Annotated in this window: 18 protein-coding genes; 6 read left to right on the top strand and 12 right to left on the bottom strand. The window is 53.1% G+C overall.

Annotation, left to right across the window (positions count from 1 at the left end; all coding sequences use genetic code 11):
- Positions 1–94 precede the first annotated feature (94 nt).
- From WKI47_RS19525 to WKI47_RS19505, 5 genes are all read right to left on the bottom strand, one after another.
- Positions 95–718: a LysE family translocator gene (locus WKI47_RS19525; protein WP_340228853.1), complete on the bottom strand. Its 624-nt coding sequence runs from the start codon at positions 716–718 to the stop codon at positions 95–97.
- Positions 719–951: 233 nt separating this feature from the next.
- A complete protein-coding gene (locus tag WKI47_RS19520) occupies positions 952–1,761 on the bottom strand; it encodes a hypothetical protein (RefSeq protein WP_340228852.1) in 810 nt (269 codons plus the stop codon).
- 134 nt (positions 1,762–1,895) lie between these two features.
- Entirely contained in the window at positions 1,896–3,218 is a 1,323-nt protein-coding gene (locus WKI47_RS19515) for a serine hydrolase (RefSeq protein ID WP_340228851.1), read from the bottom strand.
- 33 nt (positions 3,219–3,251) lie between these two features.
- A complete protein-coding gene (locus tag WKI47_RS19510) occupies positions 3,252–3,911 on the bottom strand; it encodes a SprT family zinc-dependent metalloprotease (protein WP_340228850.1) in 660 nt (219 codons plus the stop codon).
- Positions 3,912–4,328: 417 nt separating this feature from the next.
- The gene (locus WKI47_RS19505) at positions 4,329–7,826 is read right to left on the bottom strand and encodes an S-layer homology domain-containing protein (protein ID WP_340228849.1); all 3,498 of its coding nucleotides are present in this window, start codon (positions 7,824–7,826) and stop codon (positions 4,329–4,331) included.
- A gap of 194 nt (positions 7,827–8,020) precedes the next feature.
- Here WKI47_RS19505 and WKI47_RS19500 point away from each other — a divergent pair, with 194 nt between their 5' ends.
- Positions 8,021–8,374, top strand: a complete 354-nt coding sequence (locus tag WKI47_RS19500; RefSeq protein ID WP_340228848.1) for a YtxH domain-containing protein — start codon at positions 8,021–8,023, stop codon at positions 8,372–8,374.
- A 224-nt stretch (positions 8,375–8,598) separates the two neighbouring features.
- Entirely contained in the window at positions 8,599–9,147 is a 549-nt protein-coding gene (locus WKI47_RS19495; protein WP_340228847.1) for a hypothetical protein, read from the top strand.
- Between the two features lie 762 nt (positions 9,148–9,909).
- On the opposite strand, the gene map is transcribed toward WKI47_RS19495, so the two are convergent.
- The 3 genes from map to WKI47_RS19480 form a co-directional block, all read right to left on the bottom strand.
- Entirely contained in the window at positions 9,910–10,659 is a 750-nt protein-coding gene (map, locus tag WKI47_RS19490) for a type I methionyl aminopeptidase (RefSeq protein WP_340228846.1), read from the bottom strand.
- Positions 10,660–10,787: 128 nt separating this feature from the next.
- Positions 10,788–11,738 carry a glycoside hydrolase family 43 protein gene (locus tag WKI47_RS19485; protein WP_340228845.1) on the bottom strand — a complete coding sequence of 317 codons (951 nt, stop codon included), beginning with the start codon at positions 11,736–11,738 and terminating at the stop codon, positions 10,788–10,790.
- Between the two features lie 263 nt (positions 11,739–12,001).
- A complete protein-coding gene (locus WKI47_RS19480) occupies positions 12,002–14,005 on the bottom strand; it encodes a translation factor GTPase family protein (RefSeq protein ID WP_340228844.1) in 2,004 nt (667 codons plus the stop codon).
- 125 nt (positions 14,006–14,130) lie between these two features.
- On the opposite strand from WKI47_RS19480, the gene WKI47_RS19475 reads away from it, so the two are divergent.
- Together WKI47_RS19475 and WKI47_RS19470 are read left to right on the top strand one after the other, a co-directional pair.
- Entirely contained in the window at positions 14,131–14,448 is a 318-nt protein-coding gene (locus WKI47_RS19475) for a hypothetical protein (protein ID WP_340228843.1), read from the top strand.
- Entirely contained in the window at positions 14,418–14,876 is a 459-nt protein-coding gene (locus WKI47_RS19470) for a hypothetical protein (RefSeq protein ID WP_340228842.1), read from the top strand. The genes WKI47_RS19475 and WKI47_RS19470 overlap by 31 nt, the downstream gene beginning before the upstream one ends.
- Before the next feature lie 450 nt (positions 14,877–15,326).
- Here the strand turns inward: WKI47_RS19470 and WKI47_RS19465 are convergent, their stop codons facing one another.
- Both WKI47_RS19465 and WKI47_RS19460 read right to left on the bottom strand, forming a co-directional pair.
- Complete coding sequence (locus tag WKI47_RS19465) at positions 15,327–16,838, bottom strand: alpha-glucosidase/alpha-galactosidase (RefSeq protein ID WP_340228841.1); 1,512 nt, start codon at positions 16,836–16,838, stop codon at positions 15,327–15,329.
- A 150-nt stretch (positions 16,839–16,988) separates the two neighbouring features.
- Positions 16,989–17,936 (bottom strand): AraC family transcriptional regulator, encoded by a 948-nt coding sequence (locus WKI47_RS19460; RefSeq protein ID WP_340228840.1) that lies wholly within the window; start codon positions 17,934–17,936, stop codon positions 16,989–16,991.
- A 335-nt stretch (positions 17,937–18,271) separates the two neighbouring features.
- On the opposite strand from WKI47_RS19460, the gene WKI47_RS19455 reads away from it, so the two are divergent.
- A complete protein-coding gene (locus WKI47_RS19455; protein ID WP_340228839.1) occupies positions 18,272–19,051 on the top strand; it encodes a MurR/RpiR family transcriptional regulator in 780 nt (259 codons plus the stop codon).
- Between the two features lie 27 nt (positions 19,052–19,078).
- Here the strand turns inward: WKI47_RS19455 and WKI47_RS19450 are convergent, their stop codons facing one another.
- Together WKI47_RS19450 and WKI47_RS19445 are read right to left on the bottom strand one after the other, a co-directional pair.
- Positions 19,079–20,068, bottom strand: coding sequence for a Gfo/Idh/MocA family oxidoreductase (locus WKI47_RS19450; RefSeq protein WP_340228838.1), 990 nt, complete (start codon positions 20,066–20,068; stop codon positions 19,079–19,081).
- The gene (locus WKI47_RS19445; protein ID WP_340228837.1) at positions 20,065–21,072 is read right to left on the bottom strand and encodes a Gfo/Idh/MocA family oxidoreductase; all 1,008 of its coding nucleotides are present in this window, start codon (positions 21,070–21,072) and stop codon (positions 20,065–20,067) included. Before WKI47_RS19445 ends, WKI47_RS19450 begins: the two co-directional genes overlap by 4 nt.
- Positions 21,073–21,405: 333 nt before the next feature.
- Here WKI47_RS19445 and WKI47_RS19440 point away from each other — a divergent pair, with 333 nt between their 5' ends.
- On the top strand, positions 21,406–21,861 hold the full coding sequence (locus WKI47_RS19440) for a GNAT family N-acetyltransferase (protein WP_340228836.1): 456 nt from the start codon (positions 21,406–21,408) through the stop codon (positions 21,859–21,861).
- The last annotated feature ends 368 nt before the right edge of the window (positions 21,862–22,229 follow it).

Raw genomic sequence — 22,229 nt, 5'->3', positions numbered from 1 at the left:
CTTTCCGCGCTCAAAGGCGTCTTTCACTGAATTTCTCCCTCCGCCTGGCGCTTCGTGGTGGGAGGAAAATAATAATAAAAAGAGAAGAAAAAATTTAAGGGCGTCGTTCCAAAGCGAGTTTGACGCCGAAGCCGAGTAGGGCGAAGCCGGTGACGCCTTGCATGACGTTTTGCACGGATGAACGTTTGAGCCAGGCGCCGATGCGGTGGAGAAGGCAGACGTAAAAGACCATCCAAATGACGGTCATGATCGTATAGGTCAGGCCCATTAGCAGGAACGGCAGTACGGGCTTGGCTCCGGCAGCGAGGAATTGAGGCAGGAAAGTCAGGAAAAAGACGGCAACCTTCGGGTTCAGCACATTGGTCAGCATACCCTGGAGCAGCGGCGAACGGCCTTGATGGCGGTTAGGGCCCGCGGCTTGCGGGGTTTGTTTGGCTTTTCTCAGCGCGAGCAATGACATGATGCCCAGATAGATCAGATACAGCGCGCCAGCGTATTTGAAAATGGAGAACAGCAGCGCCGACTTGACGATTAACGCCGATAACCCCAGCACTGCGGCAACAGTATGCACCAACGTCCCTCCCGCGCTGCCCAGTACCGTCTGAATGCCGCCTTTTCGGCCATATAAAATCGTATTCTGCGTGGCCAGCCCGGTATCGGGACCCGGCAGCAGGATCAACAGAAACGACATCAGCATAAACAGGAAAAAGTGTTCCATCTCCATACCTCCCGGCGAATTTGTCTGGTAGCATTTTACCACAGGAAAGCGGGAAAGAACACGATCCGCGACGATATGAAAAATCGAAGGTCGAGCAGTCCGCAAGTCTTGTATCCTTCGCGTATGTGCATATCCTCGCCTCTATCTTGAGTCTGTTTGTACCTAGATCCGCCCCGATGCAGCACCTTGACCAACAAAAAAAGGAGCCAGTTGTCCGGCTCCTCTACGGTCTGTCACTCTTCCACCGCTACGCTTCGCTCAAACGTCCAGGTGCGCCCTTCGACCGTAATCGACCAGTTGCGGCCGATTCCGTCGGACAGGCGTTTGGTTTTCCAGATCAGTCCGTTCAGTTCCCCCTGCTCGCTTTGCAGCGGATCGGACCAGGTGGCTCCGCCGTCGGCGGTGACATAGAATAATAACGGATTGACGTCATGTCCATCGGCTGCATATCCGGTCTGTGCAATAAATACGCCCAATCGCGTGCCTTCGAACAGGATCGGGGTCTTCGGTTCAAACCAGGCTTCCCGGAAATCGGCCGGAACCTTCAATGCGGTCTTGCTCCAGCTCGCCCCTCCATTCTTCGTCTCGTAAAGATAAGGATCACCTTGCCCAAGCGGATCGACCGCCACCCAACCTCGGGTAGCATCCACGAATCTGACGGCTCTGACCGCCCCGGTCGGGAACGAGCCTGTTTGCGAATCATCGAGCTTGGTCCATTTCGCGCCTCTATCTTCAGTCCGGTAAATCGTATTGCTCACTTGTGCTGCGTCATCGACTTGTGCTTCTATTTTCCAACCCGTAAGGCCGTTATCCAAATATATTTCTTGCGAAGGCTCAGGCTTGGTGACCTCAGTCTTGTTGGATAGAGATGATGCTTCTTTTCCTGCGGGTTCGTAGACCACGGAAGAAGGCGGTATGGGTAGCGGCGAGGTGCTTTTTTGCGAAAGTCCGTCTCCGACCGTACAGCCTGATAGCAGACCTCCTGCAAGAACCAGAGCGGCCAGCCAGCTGGCATTTATCGAAAAGCGATGTAGTGTCTTCATGATGTTAACCTCCTCGTTCGCCGCCAGTATAACAAACTATGGAAGCCGGAAAGTGACAGCACACTCCTACATTGTCATTTTGAGGTTAAAATTCGGTAACAAATGTTGGATTCAAGGAGAATTTTGCTGAGTTTTCACGCATGTCCCGATATCTCATAGCTTTTGAAGCCGAAAGAAACATTGATCGCAAAATTAAGCCGAATCTGTTCTTCTACGGCCTGAACGGTATAAGTCACCACATACGGCGTCTCGATATAGCGAAGGGTCAACCGTACCGCCGTCGCATCGCCTGGAATGGTTTCGATCGAAGTGATGACTCGCTGGCGGTGCAGCATCAAGTCTTTGACGAATACGCCTTGTGTCTCTACCGACCGATCATATGCAAACGGAAGAACCTCGCTGCGTGCTTCTTTTCCCCCATACTCCATCGTCAGGTCAAAACCATCCGGCGCAGCGCAAAACGTAACAGCGTGCAGCTCCGCAGGATTATCGTCCAGCCGATACATTCGATCCATTTGAAAAGGCAGCTCCGTCTTCTCTCCCGACAACTCGAAGATCCGGTGCAACAGCGGTTGCAGCTTGCCCATACTCGGAAAAGCACAGTTAGCCGCGACAACGAGATCATGCTTGGGCGAGACCAGACACAATTGACCGAATGATCCGTCGCCCCGATACGCACGAAAGCGGCACAGATGGAATTGAAAGCCGTAGCCCTGCCGGGAATCGATACGTTGCGGCGACACGCCGACTCGGTTATCGCTTTGCTCCGTGGAAGCCAGCGCGACATATTCAGCCGAGACGATCCGTTTTCCGTTGTACGCGCCGCCTTCAAGCAACATCTGTCCGAACTTCGCCACGTCCTCCGTAGACAAACTCAAACCCATTCCTCCAGCCGTGACACCAAGCGGACAAGTCTCCCAGACCGGGCGGGCGATACCCAGCGGTTCGAACAGCGTCGGCATCAGGAAATCGACCAGGTTCATCCCCGACACGCGCTCGACGATCGCCGACAGCATATACGTGGACATGGTGCTGTAGCGATAATGCGTGCCGGGCTCCTTTTCCACAGGCTGCGCCAAAAAGGTAGAAGCCCAGTCTTGCTGCGACACGATGATAGGGTAAATATCCTGTTCATGTCCCGCGGTCATCGACAAGAGATGGCGGATACGCATGGCAGACAAGCGAGGCGTGATTTCGTCGGGACGCTTATCCGGGAAAAAGGAGAGGACAGTATCGTCCAGCTTCAGCCGTCCTTGATCGCACGCGATGCCGACTGCGATAGAAGCGAAGCTTTTGCTGAGCGAATAAAGCAATTGCGGTACGCCGCGTCGATACGGTTCGCGATACCATTCCAGCACGGGTCGCCCTTTTTGCAGCATCACGAGGCCGTTGACTTCAAGACCGGAGCGTTCAATAAAAGCAGGCAGTTCGGTATACAGATTGAGGTGGCTGGACAAAGAGTTAGCTCCTTCACAGTATAAATTCGTGCTTTACATCACCATAAAATTCCCGTACCGATTCAAATACGCTTCGCGTTCTTTGTAATCCGGCATTACGCTGCCCAGCTTGCGCCAGAACGAGCGGTCGTGGTTCATATGATGGAGATGGCACAGCTCGTGCACGATGACGTAATCGATCGCCTGCACCGGCGCCATCGCCAGCAGATAGTTGAAGTTGAGCCTTTTTTTCGAATCGCAGCTCCCCCATTTGGTCGTCGACTCGATGATCTCGATAGACTTGGGTTCGACCTTAAGCTGCTTCGCGTAAGCGCCGATCCGTTCGTTCACGACTTTTTTACAGCTGGCAAAATAGAACTTCTTGAGGTCGGCGCGCAGCTGTTCCTCCGTACGCCCTTCGGTCGGAATCAGCTCATCCAGACGGCAGCGGCGGCCCAGATGCAGAAAGTCGCCTTCGCTGCCTTCGCGGTATTCTTTCGGCTTGGGAGCTTCGCGGGCTTTGTCTTGTTTGGCTTTGTTTTGCAAAATCCAGTCTGCTTGCAGCGCTACGGCTTGGCAGATGTCTTTTTCGGGCATGCCGTTCGGCGCTTTGACCGTGACAAGGCCGTTGGGATCGATCTGGACGTGGATTTTTTGGCGTTTGGCGTATTCGACGTGGAATTCGATCGTTTGGTTGTTGTGTTGGATGTTCATGTCAGGCAAAGGCTCCTTTGGATACGCGTTCTGTGCTTTCAGTATAGCGAAATCGGACGGCTGCGTGGAAATTCGTTTCGGCCGCGTGTTGCATTTCCTTCCCGCCCGGCATCTTGCCAGAACGAAACTCGATCGAACATTAACGTGAAAAAATAAGTGTCCGAATGCAATTAATCTCAACGGATTCGACCGATTGAAGAAAATAAGTACAGAAGTGCAATTAAATCAGCGGTGTTAGAGCATATAGACGCTTTCGAGTCCGATTAATTGCATCTGAGCACCTATTTTCGTTTTCGATAAAGATTTGAGCAAAATAATTGCATATTCGCACTTATCGAGCACAACTTATAAAAAAAGGACCTCATTCCCGCTTGAAGCGGAAATGAGGTCCTTTTGACGATAAAAAGCTTAATTCGATTACTTGTCCATCATCGCCAAGATCATGCTGACCGCTTCGGCGCGAGTCGCTTGCTGATTCGGAGCGAAGCGTCCGCCGCCTACGCCGTTGGCAAGGCCGGCTTTTTGAGCGGCTGCAATGTACGGAACGGCCCATTTCGGAATATCGGCCGCGTCTCCGAACGACAGCTTCGCCGACGGATCAATCGGCAGCTTGGCTGCACGCGCGATCGTAACCGTCAATTCGGTACGGGTCATCGCATTGCCGGGACGGAATGTACCGTCGGCATATCCGCTGATCAATCCGGCTTCTACGGCTGCCGCTACGGAAGGAGCTGCCCAAGTTCCGACACGGTTATTATCCGTGAAGGACGGTGTGCCCGCTTCAGTCCGCAGGTCGAGGGCGCGAACGATCATGGTCACGAATTCCGCACGCGTGACTTTGGCGTTCGGACGGAAGTCTCCGTTGGCGTAGCCGGTGACGAATCCGGCCGATACCGCTCGAAGTACAGCCGATTCCGCCCAATGTCCGGCAACGTCGCCGAGCGTCGGCTGCGGCACGGATGGGTTATCCGTAGGCGGCGCCGGGGTTGGTGCCGGGGTTGTCGGCGCCGGAACAGCAGGCGTCGGCGTTACCGGAGTTACAGGCGCCGGCGTCGAAGGAGCCGGGAACGTCGGCGACGGGTTCGACGGCTGCGAAGGAACCGAAGGCGTACCTCCGCCCGGCGTTTCGGTTTTTTTGAGCATACCGAACCGATCGATCACGAAAGGTACGGCATTGTCGATATTTTGATCGATTTCATACGTAGTGGCCGTCAAACGACCGCCTTCGATGGTGATGGAGACAAAGTTCTGCACTTGTCCGCGTACGGGACGCGTATTGTTCGACGGGTCCGGGCCGTATTTGGCGGCATGGTTTTCTTCTGCCCGTTCGAACAGGCCGTAGTAAGCATCGCCAAGCGCAGGCTTTTGGTTTTTGTAATACACTTTCGCGCCGGCGGTCGCCGGAATCAGATAGATGCTGCCATCCGGGTTAACGGTGTACTCGACGCTTTGTCCGCCGACGGTTTCCGTGATGACGGAAGCCTGCCCGGCTTTGCCGCCGCTGTTAATCGGCTTGGTGCGGGCATAAATATGGTCGTGTCCTTGCAGCACGAAGTCGATCTCAAGCTCGGCCATCAGCGGAGCGATTTTGCTGCGTACGCCGTTTTCGCCGATGATGTCTTTATCCGTCGCATGGTTGGATGTCGTGTAGGGACCTTTGTGAATATTGACGATAACCCACTGCGCGCCTGCCGATTTAGCGGCTTTCGCGTCTTTTTTTATCCATTCCACCTGATCCGTAGAGAAGTTGGCATACTCCGCGGAATCCTCGTTCGAGTTCAGCACCATGAAGTGGGCGTTGCCGTAATCGTACGAGTAGTAAGCTCCCGTTTCGGTTGCCGATCCTTCCGGCGTATCAAGATTGAAATGGTCGATAAAGGCATAGTTTTCGTCTTCATGATTGCCCGCGGACGGCGCGATGGTCGTTTGCAGCAGACTTTCCTGCGAATGGCCAAGCAGCCAATTCCATTGTTCTTCTTTGGTTCCCGTATCGACGATATCGCCGTTATGCACAACGAATTCGGCGTCCGGTACGGTTTGCAACGCTTTTTGCAGCGTTTCGGCCGACAGCATCGCTTCCTCTTCTTCTTTCGCCTGCGTATCGGCCAGGTCGATGAAGGTAAACGCATTGTTGCCGTCGTCGGTGCGGAAGGTCCCCGTCTCGCTCCATACGTTCAGCGAAGCATCGCCGACGCGATACTGATACGTTTTGCCCGGCGTCAGGCCGGAAGCCACGGCTTTATGCACGTTTTCTTCAGCCGAATTGGTAGACGTGTAGCTGCTTCCCGTAAATTGCAGCGCCTGGTTAAAGTCCGCAGCGCCTTTTTCAATGACCTGTACGTCCGTACCTTTTACGGAAGCCGGGGTGTACCAGGTAAACCCTTTCGACGTCCGGCTGTTTCCGTTGAACGTCGCCGTTACTTTGCTCACCTTGGGCGTTTCGCCGGGCTGTTCCGATTTGCGAATGCCGTATTGATCGTAAAGTTTGGACGTCCCGTCATCGTTGACCGTGTACGTCTCGAAGCTGAGCGTATCGCCGGTCACGCGGAACCCGGTGAACATCGGCAGCATCGGCTGACCGTATTTCGCCGCGTAATCGAATGTGCGGTTCGCTTTCGGTTGATACATCTTTTTGCCCGCCGCATTGGTGATCAGATACAGCGTGCCTTCGGGATTGTCGACGAATCCGTCAGCGCCCGTCTGAATATCGGTCAACGGTACGTTACCTTGCATCTGATAGCTGCGCGTATACGTATGATCGTGTCCGCTCAGCACAAGGTCGATATCCAATTCGTCGAATACTTTCGTCAGATTTTGGCGGAAGTATTGAACGTCGGTATCATCCACGTGGCTCGCTACCGAATAAGGCGCTTTGTGCTGCACGACCACTTTCCATTTCTGATCGGTGCTGTTTGCTTCGTTTTTCAGCCACTGAACCTGTTTCTCGTAAATGCTTTTAATCTCCGCATTGCTGCTGCTTCCCGAATATTCGGTGTTGAGCACCATAAAGTGAATCGGGCCGTAATCGAACGCGTACACGGAACCGTCCGGCTTTGCGCCTGTGTTCGACAGATTCGGCAGATTGAAATGCGTAGCGAAATTGTCGTAGTTTTTGCTCTCGTGATTACCGACCACCGGCATCAGAGGCAGCTTGGTCAAAATATTCCGCGCTTCTCCGAAAAACCATTTCCACTGTTCTTCGCGATCGCCGTTATCGACCTGGTCGCCGGAAATCACGATGAACTCGGATTTCGGGAACTGGGCAAGCCCTGCCTCAAGTACGTTATTCCAAATTGCAAAATCTTCTTGCGTGGTTCCTTGGGAATCGGTCGTGAACAGGAAATCAAAATCCTCTTTACCCGACTTCTTCGTTGTGAATTGGGCAACTTCGCTCCAATGATCATCCATGCCGTCGCCTGCGCGATACGCATAGGTCGTGCCCGGAGCCAGGTTGTCCGCAACGACTTTATGGCTGGTGTAGGTTGTTGTTACTCCGTTATCTTTAGCCGCTTTGTTTTCGTAGACCGCCGTCGTGACTGACGTTCCTTCATACGACGTCGCTCCGGTAGCCGGAAATGCGCCGTTTTCCAATCGATCCGCTTGGATCACTTCGAGCTTGGTCGCTGTAACAGTTTCCGGCGCGTACCAAGCGAAGCCCATGCTTGTCGACGGATCGCCGTTAAAACTCAATACGATCGATTCCGGCGTATAATCGTTTTCGTAAACGTTTTGCGATACGGTCTGCGAATCGTCGGCGGTATAGGTATCCGGCTGCGATCCTTCCTCCGAAAGGATGTCCGTTGTCGCCCCGCTCTCCGCGGCGGCATGACGCATGGACAAGCCCGGCGCCAAAACACCCAATAATAAAACAAAAGCCAAAATGACAGATAATGCGCGCGCCCAGGTTTTAAGCATAATTCGCTCCCCGATATGTATTCTGGAACCCCTCTCCAGTCGGGTACCAGAATACCAATGAAATGTTAGGCGGGGGTTTTAAACGATCGCTTTTTATGTAAAAAATGAAACTGTCCTTCTATCCATACTGTTAGAACCGTCCAGCTTCGGGTAATAACGAGCAGAGATTTTATATCGAAGGGAGATTATTACTCATGGATAAATCCTTTGTTACCACTGCCGCGATCGGCGCCGCCGCAGGTGCCCTGATCGGAGCCGGAGCAGCCGTTATCGTCGCTACGCAACGAGGCGAGCAGATTCGCCTTACGGTGCTCGACGCCGTCGAATCGCTGCGGGCGAGCGGACCGACGATCAATGAACGCGGACATGCCCTGGTCGAGAAAAGCCAGGAAGTGACCAGCGTAGTCAAAGAAACCCTCGGTGCGGTCAAAGAGTTGAAAGAAGAAACGGTATCCGCCGCCAAAGATGTCAAATCCGACGTGCAGGATTCGGTGCGTACTTCGGGCGTAGGCGGCAAACCGACAGACGGCAGCGCGGGCAGCATCTAAATTCGAACATGGCAGAGCGTTTCCGAACAAGCAGGAACGCGTTTTGTCACCATAATGCCTTAAAAAAGTCCGCTAATGGCGTTATTTGCCGTTAAGCGGCCTTTTTTCGCCTAAAATCGCAAAATCCCTGGCCTTTCAATCTTCAGACCTTTACAATAAAAGCGAGGGGCTTTTCATCTCGGAACGACCGCTCATTTTGCCCCAATCAGCAAAGGAGGGATCACATGAGAGTACGCCGGAGCGTTGAGCTCACCCTTGTTGTCGCGATTGCCGCCCTGCTCTTTTCCTACTTCTTTATTTTCAACCTCTCCTCGAATTTGCGTACGTACGGCTTCCATGCCGACGATACGATCGTGGACGAAGGTTATTCGACGGATGGCGAACATCCGACCAAGTTGATGCTGCTCGCCAACGAGGAACAGATGGGCATTGTTGTGCTCGACGGTAAAGGCCTGGGCGTGTGGGAACACGACCCGATCGTCTCTATTCTTGAAAACCCGCAGGACGGTGAATTCGCATCCGTCTATCTGCCGATTCTGAAGGATTGGGGCGAGCGAAGCTATACGGAAAAACATGTCTTCGCCAGCGCCTATGTTACGATCGACGAACGGCCTTTTGTTCCAAACGGACTTGACTTTTATGTACATGCCGACTATTTTGACGTAAACGGCCGCACGCTGGTCTATGCCCATGCGATGTCGGATGAAGAAGTATTTGATCAAGAGATGGTGATTGCGCATCTGCGAGAGCAGTTGGGCGTTGAAGAAGGGTAATGAAAGATGCGTGATTTTAAAAAGTAACGGAATGGAAAAAAGGTCGTTTTGAACCCGTAAGTCGGGTTGGAGCGGCCTTTTTCGCGTTCGATGTGAGGGATGAGGGTAGGAGACGGAAGCGAAGGCGAAAGTGAAAGAAAAGGCGAAAGCGGAAGTGGAAGAAAAGACAAAAGCGGATTAAGTAGCTCCTAGGGCGTGTACGCAAACTCCGCCGGGAGCAGATTGAGCTGAATTTTCGTTCTCGGCAAGGAATTTTTCTGAAGGCGTGCCGGGGCACGTCAAGGGGAAATGACGCCGCAGAGGGCGAAAAGGCAGGGCAAGATGCACGGTGTTGAGTTTGCGTACACGCCCTAGTACTCTGTACCAATTAAATGTAAGGTTACGCTTGTCCGAAACGCACTAGAACCGTGCGCGTTTCGGCCAAACGTAAACCCACTATTTGACCTGGTACAGAGTACTAGTTAAGTGCGAATATGCAATTATTTAAGCGTGATAGGTGCTGAAATGAAAAATAAGCGCGAATATGCAACTATTTCGAGCAAAAAAGCGAAAGCAGGCGAAAAACGGAGCAATTAATTGTATATTAGCATTTATTTAACTTAGATCTTAAAAAACAAAGAAAATAAGTGCATATTCGCATTTATTTTGAACATTGCAAACCTCGCTCAACATCAAAAAAGCTGCCTCAACGCCCAATAACGACGCCGAGACAGCCTTTTCCACACTCCAAATTTCAAACCCGTACCGACCGCGCCCTACCCCTCAGTCTTGCGACGTCAGAATTCGCGGGCCGTTTTTGGTGATCGCCAGCGTGTGCTCGTACTGCGCCGAGTTCAGGCCGTCTTGCGTGCGCGCGGTCCAGCCGTTGTCGTCGCGGGACGTTTGCCATACGCCGACGTTGACCATCGGCTCGATGGTGATGACCATGCCTTCTTTGAGGCGCTGGCCTTTGCCCGGCTCGCCGTAATGCAGCACCTGCGGCTTTTCGTGGATCGTCGGTCCGATGCCGTGCCCGGTGAACTCGCGCACGACCGAGAAGCCTTCGGCTTCGACGTAGCTTTGGATCGCATGGCCGATATCGCCCAGACGATTGCCCGCCACCGCTTGCTCAATGCCCAACTCCAGCGCGCGATGCGTCACTTCCATCAGCCGGCGGTCTTGTTCGGAAATCTCGCCGACCGCGTAGGTCCAAGCCGAATCGGCCAATCCGCCGTTCAGGTTGACGACCATGTCGATCGTGACGATATCGCCGCTTTTGAGCGGCTGGCGGCGCGGGAATCCGTGGCAGACTTCGTCGTTGATCGACGCGCACGTCGCGTACTCGTAGCCGTTATAACCTTTTTGCTCCGGCGTCGCGCCGTGCTGTTTGAGGAACTTTTCGACGAACCGGTCGATCTCCATCGTGGTCACGCCTGGTTTGATCATTTTCGCGATTTCTTTATGGCAGGCCGCGAGCACGTCTCCGGCCGCGTCCATTTTTTGAATTTCGCGTTCGCTTTTCAATGTAATCATGGATTTATCGCTCGATTCCTTGTGGATTTGAAGGTTGGAAAAGACCACCTCTTGCTTCTACAAGGATACCGCGCAACGCAAAGGCTTGCAATATTCAGCTTGTTCGCCTGGCGATTCAACGTGTGGATTCAATAACTCGGCCAACCGTTGGAATCCCATACCAAGTCGCTGATCAGCAGCTTCGGATTGCCTCCGTCTTCGGCGTCGTAGGCATGGCGGACGATCACGTTCGAGTTGTACACGTCCTGGCCGCCCGGACCTTTCCAGCGCGTATTGCCGGAATCGAGAATCGTGCCGCCGTTGTTCGCCAGGCTGACGCCGTTTTTGTCCACGTAAGGACCCGTGATGTTTTGCGAACGTCCGTAGATGATTTTGTACGTGCTGTTGACGCCCGAGCAGCAGTTGTCGATCGAGGCGAACAGGTAGTAATAACCGTTGCGGTACGTGATGGACGGCGCTTCGATCGCTCCGCTGTTGACGGTGCGCTGGGCGATCGAGTATAGGCTGCCGGTCGGCTTCATCGTGTTTTTGTCCAGCTTGGTCAGCTTCAGCCCGCTCCAGAACGAACCGAACGCCAGCCACGGATCGCCGTTGGCGTCGACGACCAGCTCGGGATCGATCGCGTTGTAGTTTTGCGTGCCGTTGGTGCTGAGCACGACGCCTTCGTCTTTCCAACTGCCCGCTCCGACGCTGCTCGCCGACGCCAGCCCGATCGCGGAAATATTTTTGCCGAACGTGGAAATGGAATAATACAGCCACACTTTGCCGTTATACGTTTTGACGTCCGGCGCCCATACGTCGAGCGGCGTCTGGTTCGGCACGTAATTTTTCCACCAGGACGGCGCGTTCAGGAAAATCTGCGGCACCCGGTAAAAGTTCGTCCCGTTATCCGAGCGCAGCACCTGAATGCCCTGCCCGGTCGAAAAAACGTACCAACTGTTCCCTTCCTTGATGATCGTCGGGTCATGCACGCCCACGTCGCCGCTCAATCCCCAATGCGCCGCATAGCTGCGGGCATCGCTGAACGTCGTCGCCACGACTACGAGAGCCAGAAGCAAAACCGTCAATTTGCGTTTCATCGGTTCACGATCCTTTCCGGTATAGGAGAGTATAAGAATTAGATAACGCTTTCATTTTCGGATAACCGCCTGGTTTCCTTTATCCTCCTTCCTGCAAAGAAAAATACCTTAAGTTAACTTATATGTAAATAATTAAGATAAATCTTTGCAAACCCGATTGTAGAGGGCACCGGATGAAAAGTCAACAAGAACTGCAATAAAATGGGTATTCGCGTTCGGCGGACAGCAAAAAGCTCCGCGCCGGGAACGGCCGGAGCTTCACGTTACAACAAATGCATCGCCGCCTCCGCTTCGTCCCACGGCACCGAATACCCCGCGCCTTTGGCGCAGAAGATCGACGAGGACGTGTACAGCGGATCGGCGTTTTTATCGTAGCCGCGCCGCGCGACCACTTCATCCGTGTTATGGCAAGGTTGATAGCCGCCGTAGGTCAAACTCAGCATCCCTTTCCCCTTTGTAAAAGAAGCCAGTTCCGCGCCGTAATTCATAAACGTGGCTGCCGGAGCGGTTCCGGTCAACACAAGGTGCGTTTCGTTCGTCTCCGGCGGGTCGAACGTGCCGTGCGCCTGCTGCACGTCCGCCATGATGCGCCCCATATGCTCCAGCTCGGCGCGGATACGGAAACGGTAGCACGGCTCAAGCAGGACGTTCTCCGCTTTTTCCAACCCCTGGCGCAGCGCCCGGAACGTGGCTTCACGAAAATCGCCGCCGTGCGTATGCTTGTTGTGGGCGCGCCCGACCAGCAGCGTTACCTTGACGTCGGTGAGAGGCGAACCGGTCAGCAATCCGTGATGCTCGCGCTCCTGCACATGCTGCCCCACCAGATTGCGGTAACCGACCGACAGCTCATCCGCATGGCACGCATCCGCGAATACGATGCCGCTTCCGCGCTCCCCAGGCTGAATTTCCAAATGCACCTCGGCGTAATGCTTCAACGGCTCGAAATGCCCATACCCCCGGACAGCAGCCGCCACCGTTTCCCGATACAAAATTTCCGGCGTGCCAAACGTCACGTTCAGGTTGAAACGCTCTTGCAAGACGCTGGTAAGTACCTCAAGCTGGATCGCGCCCATCACCCGGATCTGAAGCTGCTGCAATTCTTCCTCCCAGATCACCCCGAGCGCCGGATCTTCGTCCTCCAGCATACGGAAGATGCGCAGAACATCCTTCACGGGCAGCTCTTTTGGAAAAGATACGCTGGCGGTCAGCGTCGGCGTCATCTCGAACGGAACCGTTTCATCCGCCGACTCTCCGACGGACGCTCCGGCGCCTGCATTCGTAAGCCCGACTACGGCAAACAAATCACCCGCATATACGGTATCCGCCTGCGCGTAACGCTCGCCGTTATAGATGCGGATACCGGTTACTTTTTCCTCCAGCAGACGCTTCTCGCCCTCAGCCGTCTTGCCTGCATATTGCACGAATTCCCGCACGCCGAGCGAACCTTGCAGCGCCTTGATATACGTCAGTCGCGTTCCGCCCGCATCATGCCCGATCTTATACACGCTTCCCGCAAATTTCTCGCCAGCCGCCTGCTTTTCCGACGCATAATCCGTTACCGTGAGCCGATCGAACTTTTCCAAAAAGTCGCCGATCCCGATATCCAGCAGCGCCGAACCGTCCAGACACGGATAGATTGCGCCTTGCCGGATCATTTTGATTAGGGCTTGATTCCACTCTTCGGACGTCAAACGCTCTTCCAAATAAGCTTCCAACAACGCCTCATCCCGCTCAGCCAAAAAGGTCTTGAGCGAATCGTCGAGCCGCAGCGGTTCGCCGGGTTCGCCGACTTGGAGCGCATCCGTCAGATCGGTCGCATCTTCTGTCAGCAGACTCCGAATCTCGGCCAGCACCCGATCCGCGTCCGCGCCTTCCCGATCGGTTTTGTTGATAAAAAAGAACGCCGGAATCCCGTAACGTTGCAGCAGTTGCCAGACGGTCTCCGTATGCCCTTCGACGCCTTCCACCGCGCTGAGCAGCACCACGGCATAGTCCATCGTGCGCAGCGCGCGCTCCATCTCGGCCGAGAAATCGGCGTGCCCCGGCGTGTCGAGCAGATAGTAGACCGAGTCGTTGTACCGCATGACCGCCTGCCCCGCGAACACGGTGATGCCCCGCGCTTTTTCGATCTCGTGACTGTCCATAAACGCATCCCGATGATCCACCCGTCCGCGACTGCGTATGCTGTTCGTATGATAAAGCAGCTGCTCGGCGAACGTCGTCTTCCCCGCGTCCACGTGAGCCAGCATGCCGATCGTTTTGTTCATGAAAAGGCTCCTTTTACCGAAATCGTATTCTGTCTATCTGTAACCGTACTAAGGAAACGATCTGATGGTCAAGCGCGTTTAGAAAGAAAGAGGGCGAAGGATTTGGGACAAAGGAGGTCTGATTCATGCAAAAAAGAGGGATTCGAAACTATTTCGTCAGGTACTTCTCGTTTCTACTACTCGGTTGCCTGATGGTGACGTCTGCGGGCTGCTCCAATCTCCACACTGGCGCTTCGGTTATCGACTGGATCGATTTTGTGAAAACGGACGACGGCATGTATCTGGGATTGTCTAACGGCGTGTTGCGCGATCCCGATAGCGTCACGCAAGACGTCTTAGGCACGGTCAAGAAGAAGCTGGACGGCAACGTTCATAATTCCGCTTATGTCAGCAACCCGGAGACGCGGCTTTTTTGGACCCAGGCACGGAGCTGTATCGGGTAAAAGGATTCGCGCCGGAAAACGTGGTCGCCGTGCGCGCAGATGACCAGATCGGCGGATACCGATTGTATGCGAGCGAAAATGTCGACGGATTGCCAAGCGAGGATTTCAAAACGATCTTGCGGTCGGAACCTCAAACGGTCTACCTTTATGCTTACAACGACATTGAGCCGGTGCGTACGGTTTCCGGCGACGAAGGCGCAGCGCTGGTCCGACTGCTTACAAACACCGTATATATGCCCAATACCGTATCCGGCGCCGTACAAGATCCCGCGTATTATCACGTCGTGTTCGATACGAACGAGCCTATTTTATACACCTTCTGGCTGACCGATGACGGAACGGACGTCATGTTTCGCAACGATCATAAAGTGAAAAACGAAATCCGCGAATATATAGTGCCGGAGTCAGAGTCGAAGTCGAAACCGTGAACAGCAAAACGCCAACCTCTTCTGTCCGGCGAATAAATACCTGCAAATCTCCATTTATTTTTCCCGTTTTCGTTTTTTTCGAGCAAATAAAAGCAGATATCCATTTAAATCATACGATTTTCGCCGAATCATCAATGTTCTTCTCAAATAAATGGATATAAGCAGTTATTTCATCCTCCAAGCTTCTGGCTGCAAATTAACTGGATTTATGTATTTATTTTATCGATGCACCTTGCACGATGCACCGCACAGCGGATTATAATCCGCTAGACGATCCTATCCATCTATGCGCCAAAAAGCGAAAGCCCCCAGAAACGGGACCTTCGCTTTTTTCCATACCCAAAAGCTTGCGATGCGGACAATAACGTCCCGAATGTTCGCACCTCCGCTTGCCGATTCACGATTCCGATTCGCGCTTGCAGATTTCCCACTCACCCTCTCGACTCTGCCCTACTCCTGCGTCACTTTCTCCCGATCTTTCCCTTTATCCGACTCGCCCGCGTTTTTGTTCGCCGCTTCGCGGTCCTGCTGCATTTCTTCGACCGTCTTGATCTTGAGACGCGCCGCGCCCTGATTGCCTTCGCGCGTCGGGATCAGGTTGCCGGAAGACAGACGCTCCTTCGCTGCCGCGATCGCGTCGCCGTACTGCGGCAGCCATTTCTCCCCGGCCACGAGCATTTCGTCGACCATCTGCCAGATCTCGTTCGGATTGCACACGGCGCCGACGAGCGGGTCCATCATGAACGCCTGGCGCAGCAGTTTGTCGTCGCCGCGCACCGCCGCTTCCACCGCCAAGCGCTGCACGGAGATGCTGACGTTGCATACGGCGGCCGCCCCGAGCGGCAGATCGCCGACGACCGGCATCGAGATGCCGTTGCGATCGACGTAGCCCGGCGCTTCGATGATCGCGTCGGCCGGCAGATTCGTGATGACGCCGCCGTTGATCGTATTAAAATGCCCCCGGTACACGCGTCCCGTTTCCAACCCTTCCACGATATACGAGCCATGTTCTTCGCCGCGATGTTCCGCATCGTATACGAAAGCCGGGTCTTTGAGCCAGTTCGGAAAATCGGTCTCGAACCAGTTGCGGCCTTCCGTGCATACGCGCAGATAGCCGCCCGTCTCGCCGTTGATCCAGCTTCCGAGGTCGATCCAATCCTGAATCTCGTCTTGGCGCTTGCGGTACCACGGCACGTATTCGCTCAGGTGGCCGTTCGATTCCGTGCTATAGTAGCCAAAACGGCGCAGCATGTCGATCCGAACCTTCTCCGTGCGGCTGTATTCCGGGTGCTGTTCGAACGCTTCCAACAGCCCTTCCGTCAGATCGCGGCCCTCGTGCGTGGCGGAGACGTACCACGTCTGGTGGTTGATGCCCGCGCAGATGATGTCCACGTCTTTTTTGTCCAGTCCATACACTTCCGCGATCTGATGGTGTCCGTGCTGCACGCCGTGACACAGCCCGATCGTCTTCACGCCGCCGTACACGTTGCACGCCCAGGTGAGCATCGCCATCGGATTGGAATAGTTGAGCAGCAGCACGTCCGGCGCCGCCTGTTCGCGAATATCGCGGCAGATCTCCAGCATCTCGGCGATGCCGCGCTGTCCGTACATGATGCCGCCCGCCGACAGCGTATCGCCGACGCATTGATCCACGCCGTATTTGAGCGGAATATCCACGTCGGTCGCGAACGCTTCCAGCCCGCCGACGCGGATTGTACAAAATACGTACTTGGCACCTTGCAGCGCTTCGCGCCGGTCCGTCGTCGGATGAATCTTGATCGAAAGCCCGTTCTCGTCGATATCCCGTTGGCACAGCTCCGTCACCATATCGAGATTGCGACGATCGATATCCATAAACGACACGTCGATGTTCGCGAACTCGGGTACGCTGAGCAGGTCACGCAGCAATCCCCGTGTGAATCCGATACTTCCCGCGCCGATAAAAGCCACTTTGAATCCCATAATTAAGATCCCCTCCGATTGTAAAAGGTACACCCTGCCGTCAAGGTTAACTTGCACGTTTATCTTAGCAGGAGGGGAGATGGTAGCGTTATCAATATCGTGACCGGTTTCGCGAAAAAGTGTCAAAAATCCTCACCTTTTCATAATTGATCAAACACGTGTAGGTTCAGAAAAAGGTTGGTCCAAGTCCGTCGTTTTCCAGGAATCCCGTTCGGTACGTTCGCGATATTCCATAGGCGTGCAGCCGCTGTATTTTCGAAAAAGGAGATGGAAATATTGGCGGCTGCCGATCCCTACATAGTCGGCGATATCGGCAATTGGGATCACGCTGCCCGCGAGCAGCATTTTGGCTTTGTCCATGCGCAGCGCGTTCAAGTAATCGGTGAGCGTCCGCCCGGTGTGCTGCTTGAACAGCCGATGCAAATAGCCGGGATGCAGATTGACTGCCGCCGCGACCTCTTCGACCCGAAGGGCGCGATCGTAGTTCTGGTGCAAATATTCTGTCACTTTGCGGATATAATGGTGGGCATGCTGGCGACTCGGATTCAACTGTTCCCGATGCAGCCGCGCCAGACGCAGCAGCAGTTCGGCGAACAACAAGCGCACCATGACGTTCTGCTTGCCGTGCTGCCGATCCAGTTCCAGCACCAGCGATTTGAGCGTGTGCAGCACTTCTTCGGGATCGGGCAGCACCAGGCTGGCAAAAGGAGTTTGCAGCAGCTCGGCCAGCGCGTCTTCTTCCCGGGCGAGCGCGCTGACGCTGATCGCCGACTCGCTCGAAGCTTCCAGCGTCAAAAAGGAAAACTCCACGTTCAGCATCCGGCAGGTGACACCCGGCTCGACGATGAGGCGATGCGGCACGTTGGCGTCCAGTAGGATCAGCTCGCCTTTTTTCAACCGGTACCGTTCTTCGCGTTCGCCCGCCATGACGTCCACGATGCAACTTCCGCTCATGAGATACATAATTTCGGTAGAGTTGTGGCGATGGTAATCCATCTCGTAGGCGGACCATTGTTTATAATAGTAGGCGTGGAAGCGGGGTCCGAATCCGTTTTGGAGCAGTTGTTGTTGAAAAAGGCTTCCGCTGAGTTCAGACATAAATAAGCCTCCTTAAAAGATGCAGAGCTTCTCAACGTGTCGAAAAAGGTACGTAGGCGGGGGGAAGCGAGAAGACTGCGAGAGAAATTCAGTTCAATTCGCTGTCTCACTCGGAAAAGGGATGGGATTGAAATAAGGAATTTTTCGAGTTCAAAGGCGTCAACATAGCTTTAAATGTTACCGCAGGTTTTCTTCGAAATCCTGTATTTCACTGAATTTCTCTCTCCGTCTTCTCGCTTCCAGCTACGTTGGCGTTTCTCGATACGTTGAGAGGCAAAACATGTTTTAATGATATGGGTTAGGAAGGGAATGATTGGGATATGGAGTTCAATTTGTTGCAAAAATTAAAGTACACTTCTAATTTGACGACGCAAGAGAAGCATATCGTCGATTATATTTTAAAAGATCCTGAAGTTGTCTTTTATTCTACCGCGCACGAATTAGCTCGGCAAACGTTTACGAGTGCGTCGACGATTGTGCGGTTATGCAAAAAGCTGGGCACCCGAGGGTACCCAGACTTTCAGTTGAAGCTTGCGCTTGAGTATCGGCAAATGCCTGCGACGCCGCAGTCGGAGAGCCATGTTGCTGCCGAGCAGGGTGACGTATCGGCGGCGATTGAGTCGGTTCCGTATTTGTATCAGCAAGCTTTGAACGATACGCGCAATACATTGAATGCTTCGGCGTTGGGGCGGATTGCGGAATGGGTGAAAAGCGCTGCGCGGATCGACATTTACGGCAGCGACATGAATTATTATTTGGCGCAGCAGGCGTGTACCAAATGGAATGAGCTTGGGATCTCGGCGATTGCCCACAATGACGCCAATCGGCATTATTTGCTGACGCTGAAGCCCGGCAGTCCGACGCTTTCTTTTGTCATTTCCCATACCGGCGAAAATCGATCGATGATCGAAGTGGTGAATATGTTGAACGAGAAAAAGATGAATGTGGTCGCCGTGACGGGTTCCAATGATTCGACGTTGTCCCGCGCCTGCACGGAAACCTTGCTTACGCATGGCTACAATGAACAACTGAGGTTGTCCAAAATGTCGTCGATGGTCTCTGTGCTGTATGTGTTCGATATTTTGTATATGAGCAGCATTACGGATACGTATTAACAAACGGCAGGCGGCTCAGGCAGAGCATCAGGAACGTTGATCCGCCGCAAAAACGATTCCGGCCTCCCGGCGCGCTTTTCCAAGCACATTCATGACGGATAGGCTGTGGTCAAGCAGTTCGTAGCATCGGTTGCGGTCTTTGTTTGCATAGATGTTTCCAAAAGCTTCCCATTCGTAAAACAGCCAATTAGCCTCTGTCTGGGCATTGAAGGTTTCGGCAGGCTCTTGTCCGAGCCGAAGCACGATCTCTTTGCAGCCGTTTGCTCCGCCCACGATCTGAAGATAGCCTTTTTCACCCTGGATCAGCACGAAGTTCATGCCTGTCGTGTCTTTGGCACCTACGCATTCGGCAATAAACTCCGGATATTGGAGCACGAGCACGCCGGAAGTGTCGATCCCGTTCGGATGCTGGTTGGCGGTGTAGGACACGGTATCCGGGCTGCCGAACAGGTTCATGACCAGATGCAGATTATAAATATTGATATCCATCAGAGCGCCGCCAGAGAACTCGGGATTGAATACGTTCGGCGTCTCGCCCGCCAACAGATCGTTGTATTTGCGCGAATATTGACTGTAATTGCATTGGATCATTTTGATCGGACCCAGCTTGGGCAACTGTTCTTGCACGAGCTTCATGTTCGGCAGATGGATATTGGAGATCGCTTCGAATAACAGCAGATTTTTCTCCTTGGCCAGCGATATCAGCTTTTCTGCTTCTTGCGGCGTGGATGTAAAAGGCTTTTCGCAGACGACATGTTTGCCGCTTTGCAAAGCCTGATTAGATTGTTCGTAATGCAGGCTGTTGGGCGAAGCGATATAGATCAGATCGATATCGGGGTCGGAAAATAACGTATCCAGATCGGTATAAATAGTGCCGACTCCGTATTTGCTCGCGAGCGGCTGCGCCGTTTCTTTTTTCCGGGAGTACATAGCTGTACAAGTTACGTTTTCCAACTGGCCGATCGCCGCCAAAACGGCATCCACGATCGAGCCTGTGCCTATCGTCGCGATATTCATCGTTTGGCCTCCTCGATTCCTTTGCTTAATACATCCAATACATACAGCACTTCTTCGTCTTGGACCGGTTTGTCGTTCTCGCCCCGGATCGCCCCCAGCAGCGCGTCGTATAAAAGTCCGTAATCCGTCGCTTCGGAAGGAACCTTCTCCGTATGCGCGTTGCCTTCGTCGTCGATATAGCTCAACGTGCCCCAATTGCTCTCCTCTTCGGGCTGAATGTCTACCGTCGTGCGTCCTTGCCCGTTTTTCGCCTGATGGCCGCTGCTCATTTTCGCAAAGCTTCCCCGGTCGCCGTGCACCACGAATTTCGGATGCTCGATCTTGACCATCATGCTGCATTTGATCGTGGCTTTCATCCGGCCGTAGCGGAAGTCGATATCGATATAATCGTCGGATTGGCCCGGCGCTACAAGGCTGCGAACGTCGTAATATACAGAATCCGCCGGACCGTACAGGGAGATCAACTGGTCGATCGTATGCACGGCGAGACCATGCAGCAGACCGAAATCTTTTGCCGGATAGTGAGGATGAAAATAATCGTAATGCGATTGGATTTCCACGATATTGCCCAATTTGCCGCTGCCGATCACTTTTTTCAACGTCAGAAAATCTCCGTCGTATCTGCGGTTTTGATTCGCCATGGCGATTAGATTTTTTTGCGCGGCAAGGTCGAAGAGTTCTTTGGCTTCCGTCGAAGTGTTGGCAAAAGGCTTTTCGACCAATACATGCTTGCCGTGCTCCAACGCCAGCTTGGCATAATGGATATGGCTGTCCACATGCGTGGCGACGACGATCAGCTCGATCTCCGCATCATGCAGCACGTCGTCGAAGTTTGTTGAAAACGTAATCTCCGGGTAGTATGCTTCGCGCTCCGTATCGCCGACCCGGTCCTCTTCGCGGCGAAAAATCGTTTTCACCTTGATGTTTTCTTTTTTCTCCAAGTAGGGCAGATGGTAATTCACGACCGCGTTTCCGAATCCGACAATGGCTATATTCAGCATCATGGCTCGCTCCTTTGCTCTGGTTTGACTTTAGGTTACTACGGGAAAGTCGCGCGTAGAGCGGTTTGAGGCGTGATTGGCAGAGACGTGCGTAATTTGATTTTATAGCGGGAAAGAAGTGAAATTGAATTTCATTGGTGTGTGGAAAACGGATAGAAGAATGCCCATTATGTCAGCTTAAATGTCACACAAGTATAGAAAACATCAATTTCAACACAAAAACGTCGTGCATGTCAGGTATCCGATTGTTTTTTCGAAAAGCTTCGAGTTATATTATGAATATGGCAGGTAAATAAGTATTCGGCTTTATTCATTTATCCAAAGGAGTGTACGAAGATGCAAATTAGAATTGACGATCTGCAAGGACCTGAAGTTGCCGCGCTGCTGGAAGATCACCTTCATAGCATGACGCTGCATTCGCCGCCGGAAAGCATTCATGCCTTGGATCTGGAGAAGCTGCGCAAGCCGGAGATCACGTTCTGGACCTTGTGGGAGAACGGCGAACTGCTCGGCTGCGGCGCGATCAAGGAGCTGGACCGCACGCATGCCGAGCTGAAGTCGATGAAGACGGACAGCAAGCATTTGCGCAAAGGCGTAGCGGAGAAGCTGCTGGTGCATATTATCGAAGAAGCACGCGAACGCGGGTATGAGCGGATCAGTCTCGAAACCGGCTCGATGGATGCTTTTTTGCCTGCGCGAAAGTTGTATGAGAAGTATGGATTCGAGGAATGCGGGCCGTTTGGGGATTATGGGTTGGACGAAAATAGTTTGTTTATGGTGAAATATTTATAAAACAAAACATGCTTGTACACAAGCCAGTGAGCTCGTAGATAAAAGAAAAGTCGATGGCTGCTTCGACTTTGCGTACCAAATGCTCGTTAGGGACAAGCTGAATCAAAACCACAAGTTCCAGTTGATTGCGTCTATTCAATGATTGTTAGTTTAGCATGAATCCTCACCTCATATTGATGACGCTCCCATTTTAAATGAAAAAAAGACTCTCGACGCATTCAAATTCTTGAGTTTGTCGACAGTCTTACATGCTTGTACACAAGCATGTTTTTTTTTTGAATTATTTTGTTTTCTTTTGAGTAGATAATAAATCTATAGAACGTTGCTTATTTATTGGTATCCCTAATAAAGAACAAATTCTTTGTTTA

This window comes from Saccharibacillus sacchari (genome assembly GCF_037722395.1).
GTDB lineage: Bacteria > Bacillota > Bacilli > Paenibacillales > Paenibacillaceae > Saccharibacillus > Saccharibacillus sacchari_A.
This window is presented reverse-complemented; position numbering and strand designations above follow the sequence as displayed.

Coding starts and splice junctions, on each gene's coding strand:
- WKI47_RS19465 (WP_340228841.1), bottom strand. CDS start 16,838: ATGGGATTCAAAGTGGCTTTTATCGGCGCGGGAAGTATCGGATTCACA.
- WKI47_RS19450 (WP_340228838.1), bottom strand. CDS start 20,068: ATGAATATCGCGACGATAGGCACAGGCTCGATCGTGGATGCCGTTTTG.
- WKI47_RS19525 (WP_340228853.1), bottom strand. CDS start 718: ATGGAACACTTTTTCCTGTTTATGCTGATGTCGTTTCTGTTGATCCTG.
- WKI47_RS19445 (WP_340228837.1), bottom strand. CDS start 21,072: ATGATGCTGAATATAGCCATTGTCGGATTCGGAAACGCGGTCGTGAAT.
- WKI47_RS19440 (WP_340228836.1), top strand. CDS start 21,406: ATGCAAATTAGAATTGACGATCTGCAAGGACCTGAAGTTGCCGCGCTG.
- WKI47_RS19505 (WP_340228849.1), bottom strand. CDS start 7,826: ATGCTTAAAACCTGGGCGCGCGCATTATCTGTCATTTTGGCTTTTGTT.
- WKI47_RS19510 (WP_340228850.1), bottom strand. CDS start 3,911: ATGAACATCCAACACAACAACCAAACGATCGAATTCCACGTCGAATAC.
- WKI47_RS19495 (WP_340228847.1), top strand. CDS start 8,599: ATGAGAGTACGCCGGAGCGTTGAGCTCACCCTTGTTGTCGCGATTGCC.
- WKI47_RS19460 (WP_340228840.1), bottom strand. CDS start 17,936: ATGTCTGAACTCAGCGGAAGCCTTTTTCAACAACAACTGCTCCAAAAC.
- WKI47_RS19485 (WP_340228845.1), bottom strand. CDS start 11,738: ATGAAACGCAAATTGACGGTTTTGCTTCTGGCTCTCGTAGTCGTGGCG.
- map (WP_340228846.1), bottom strand. CDS start 10,659: ATGATTACATTGAAAAGCGAACGCGAAATTCAAAAAATGGACGCGGCC.
- WKI47_RS19480 (WP_340228844.1), bottom strand. CDS start 14,005: ATGAACAAAACGATCGGCATGCTGGCTCACGTGGACGCGGGGAAGACG.
- WKI47_RS19520 (WP_340228852.1), bottom strand. CDS start 1,761: ATGAAGACACTACATCGCTTTTCGATAAATGCCAGCTGGCTGGCCGCT.
- WKI47_RS19500 (WP_340228848.1), top strand. CDS start 8,021: ATGGATAAATCCTTTGTTACCACTGCCGCGATCGGCGCCGCCGCAGGT.
- WKI47_RS19475 (WP_340228843.1), top strand. CDS start 14,131: ATGCAAAAAAGAGGGATTCGAAACTATTTCGTCAGGTACTTCTCGTTT.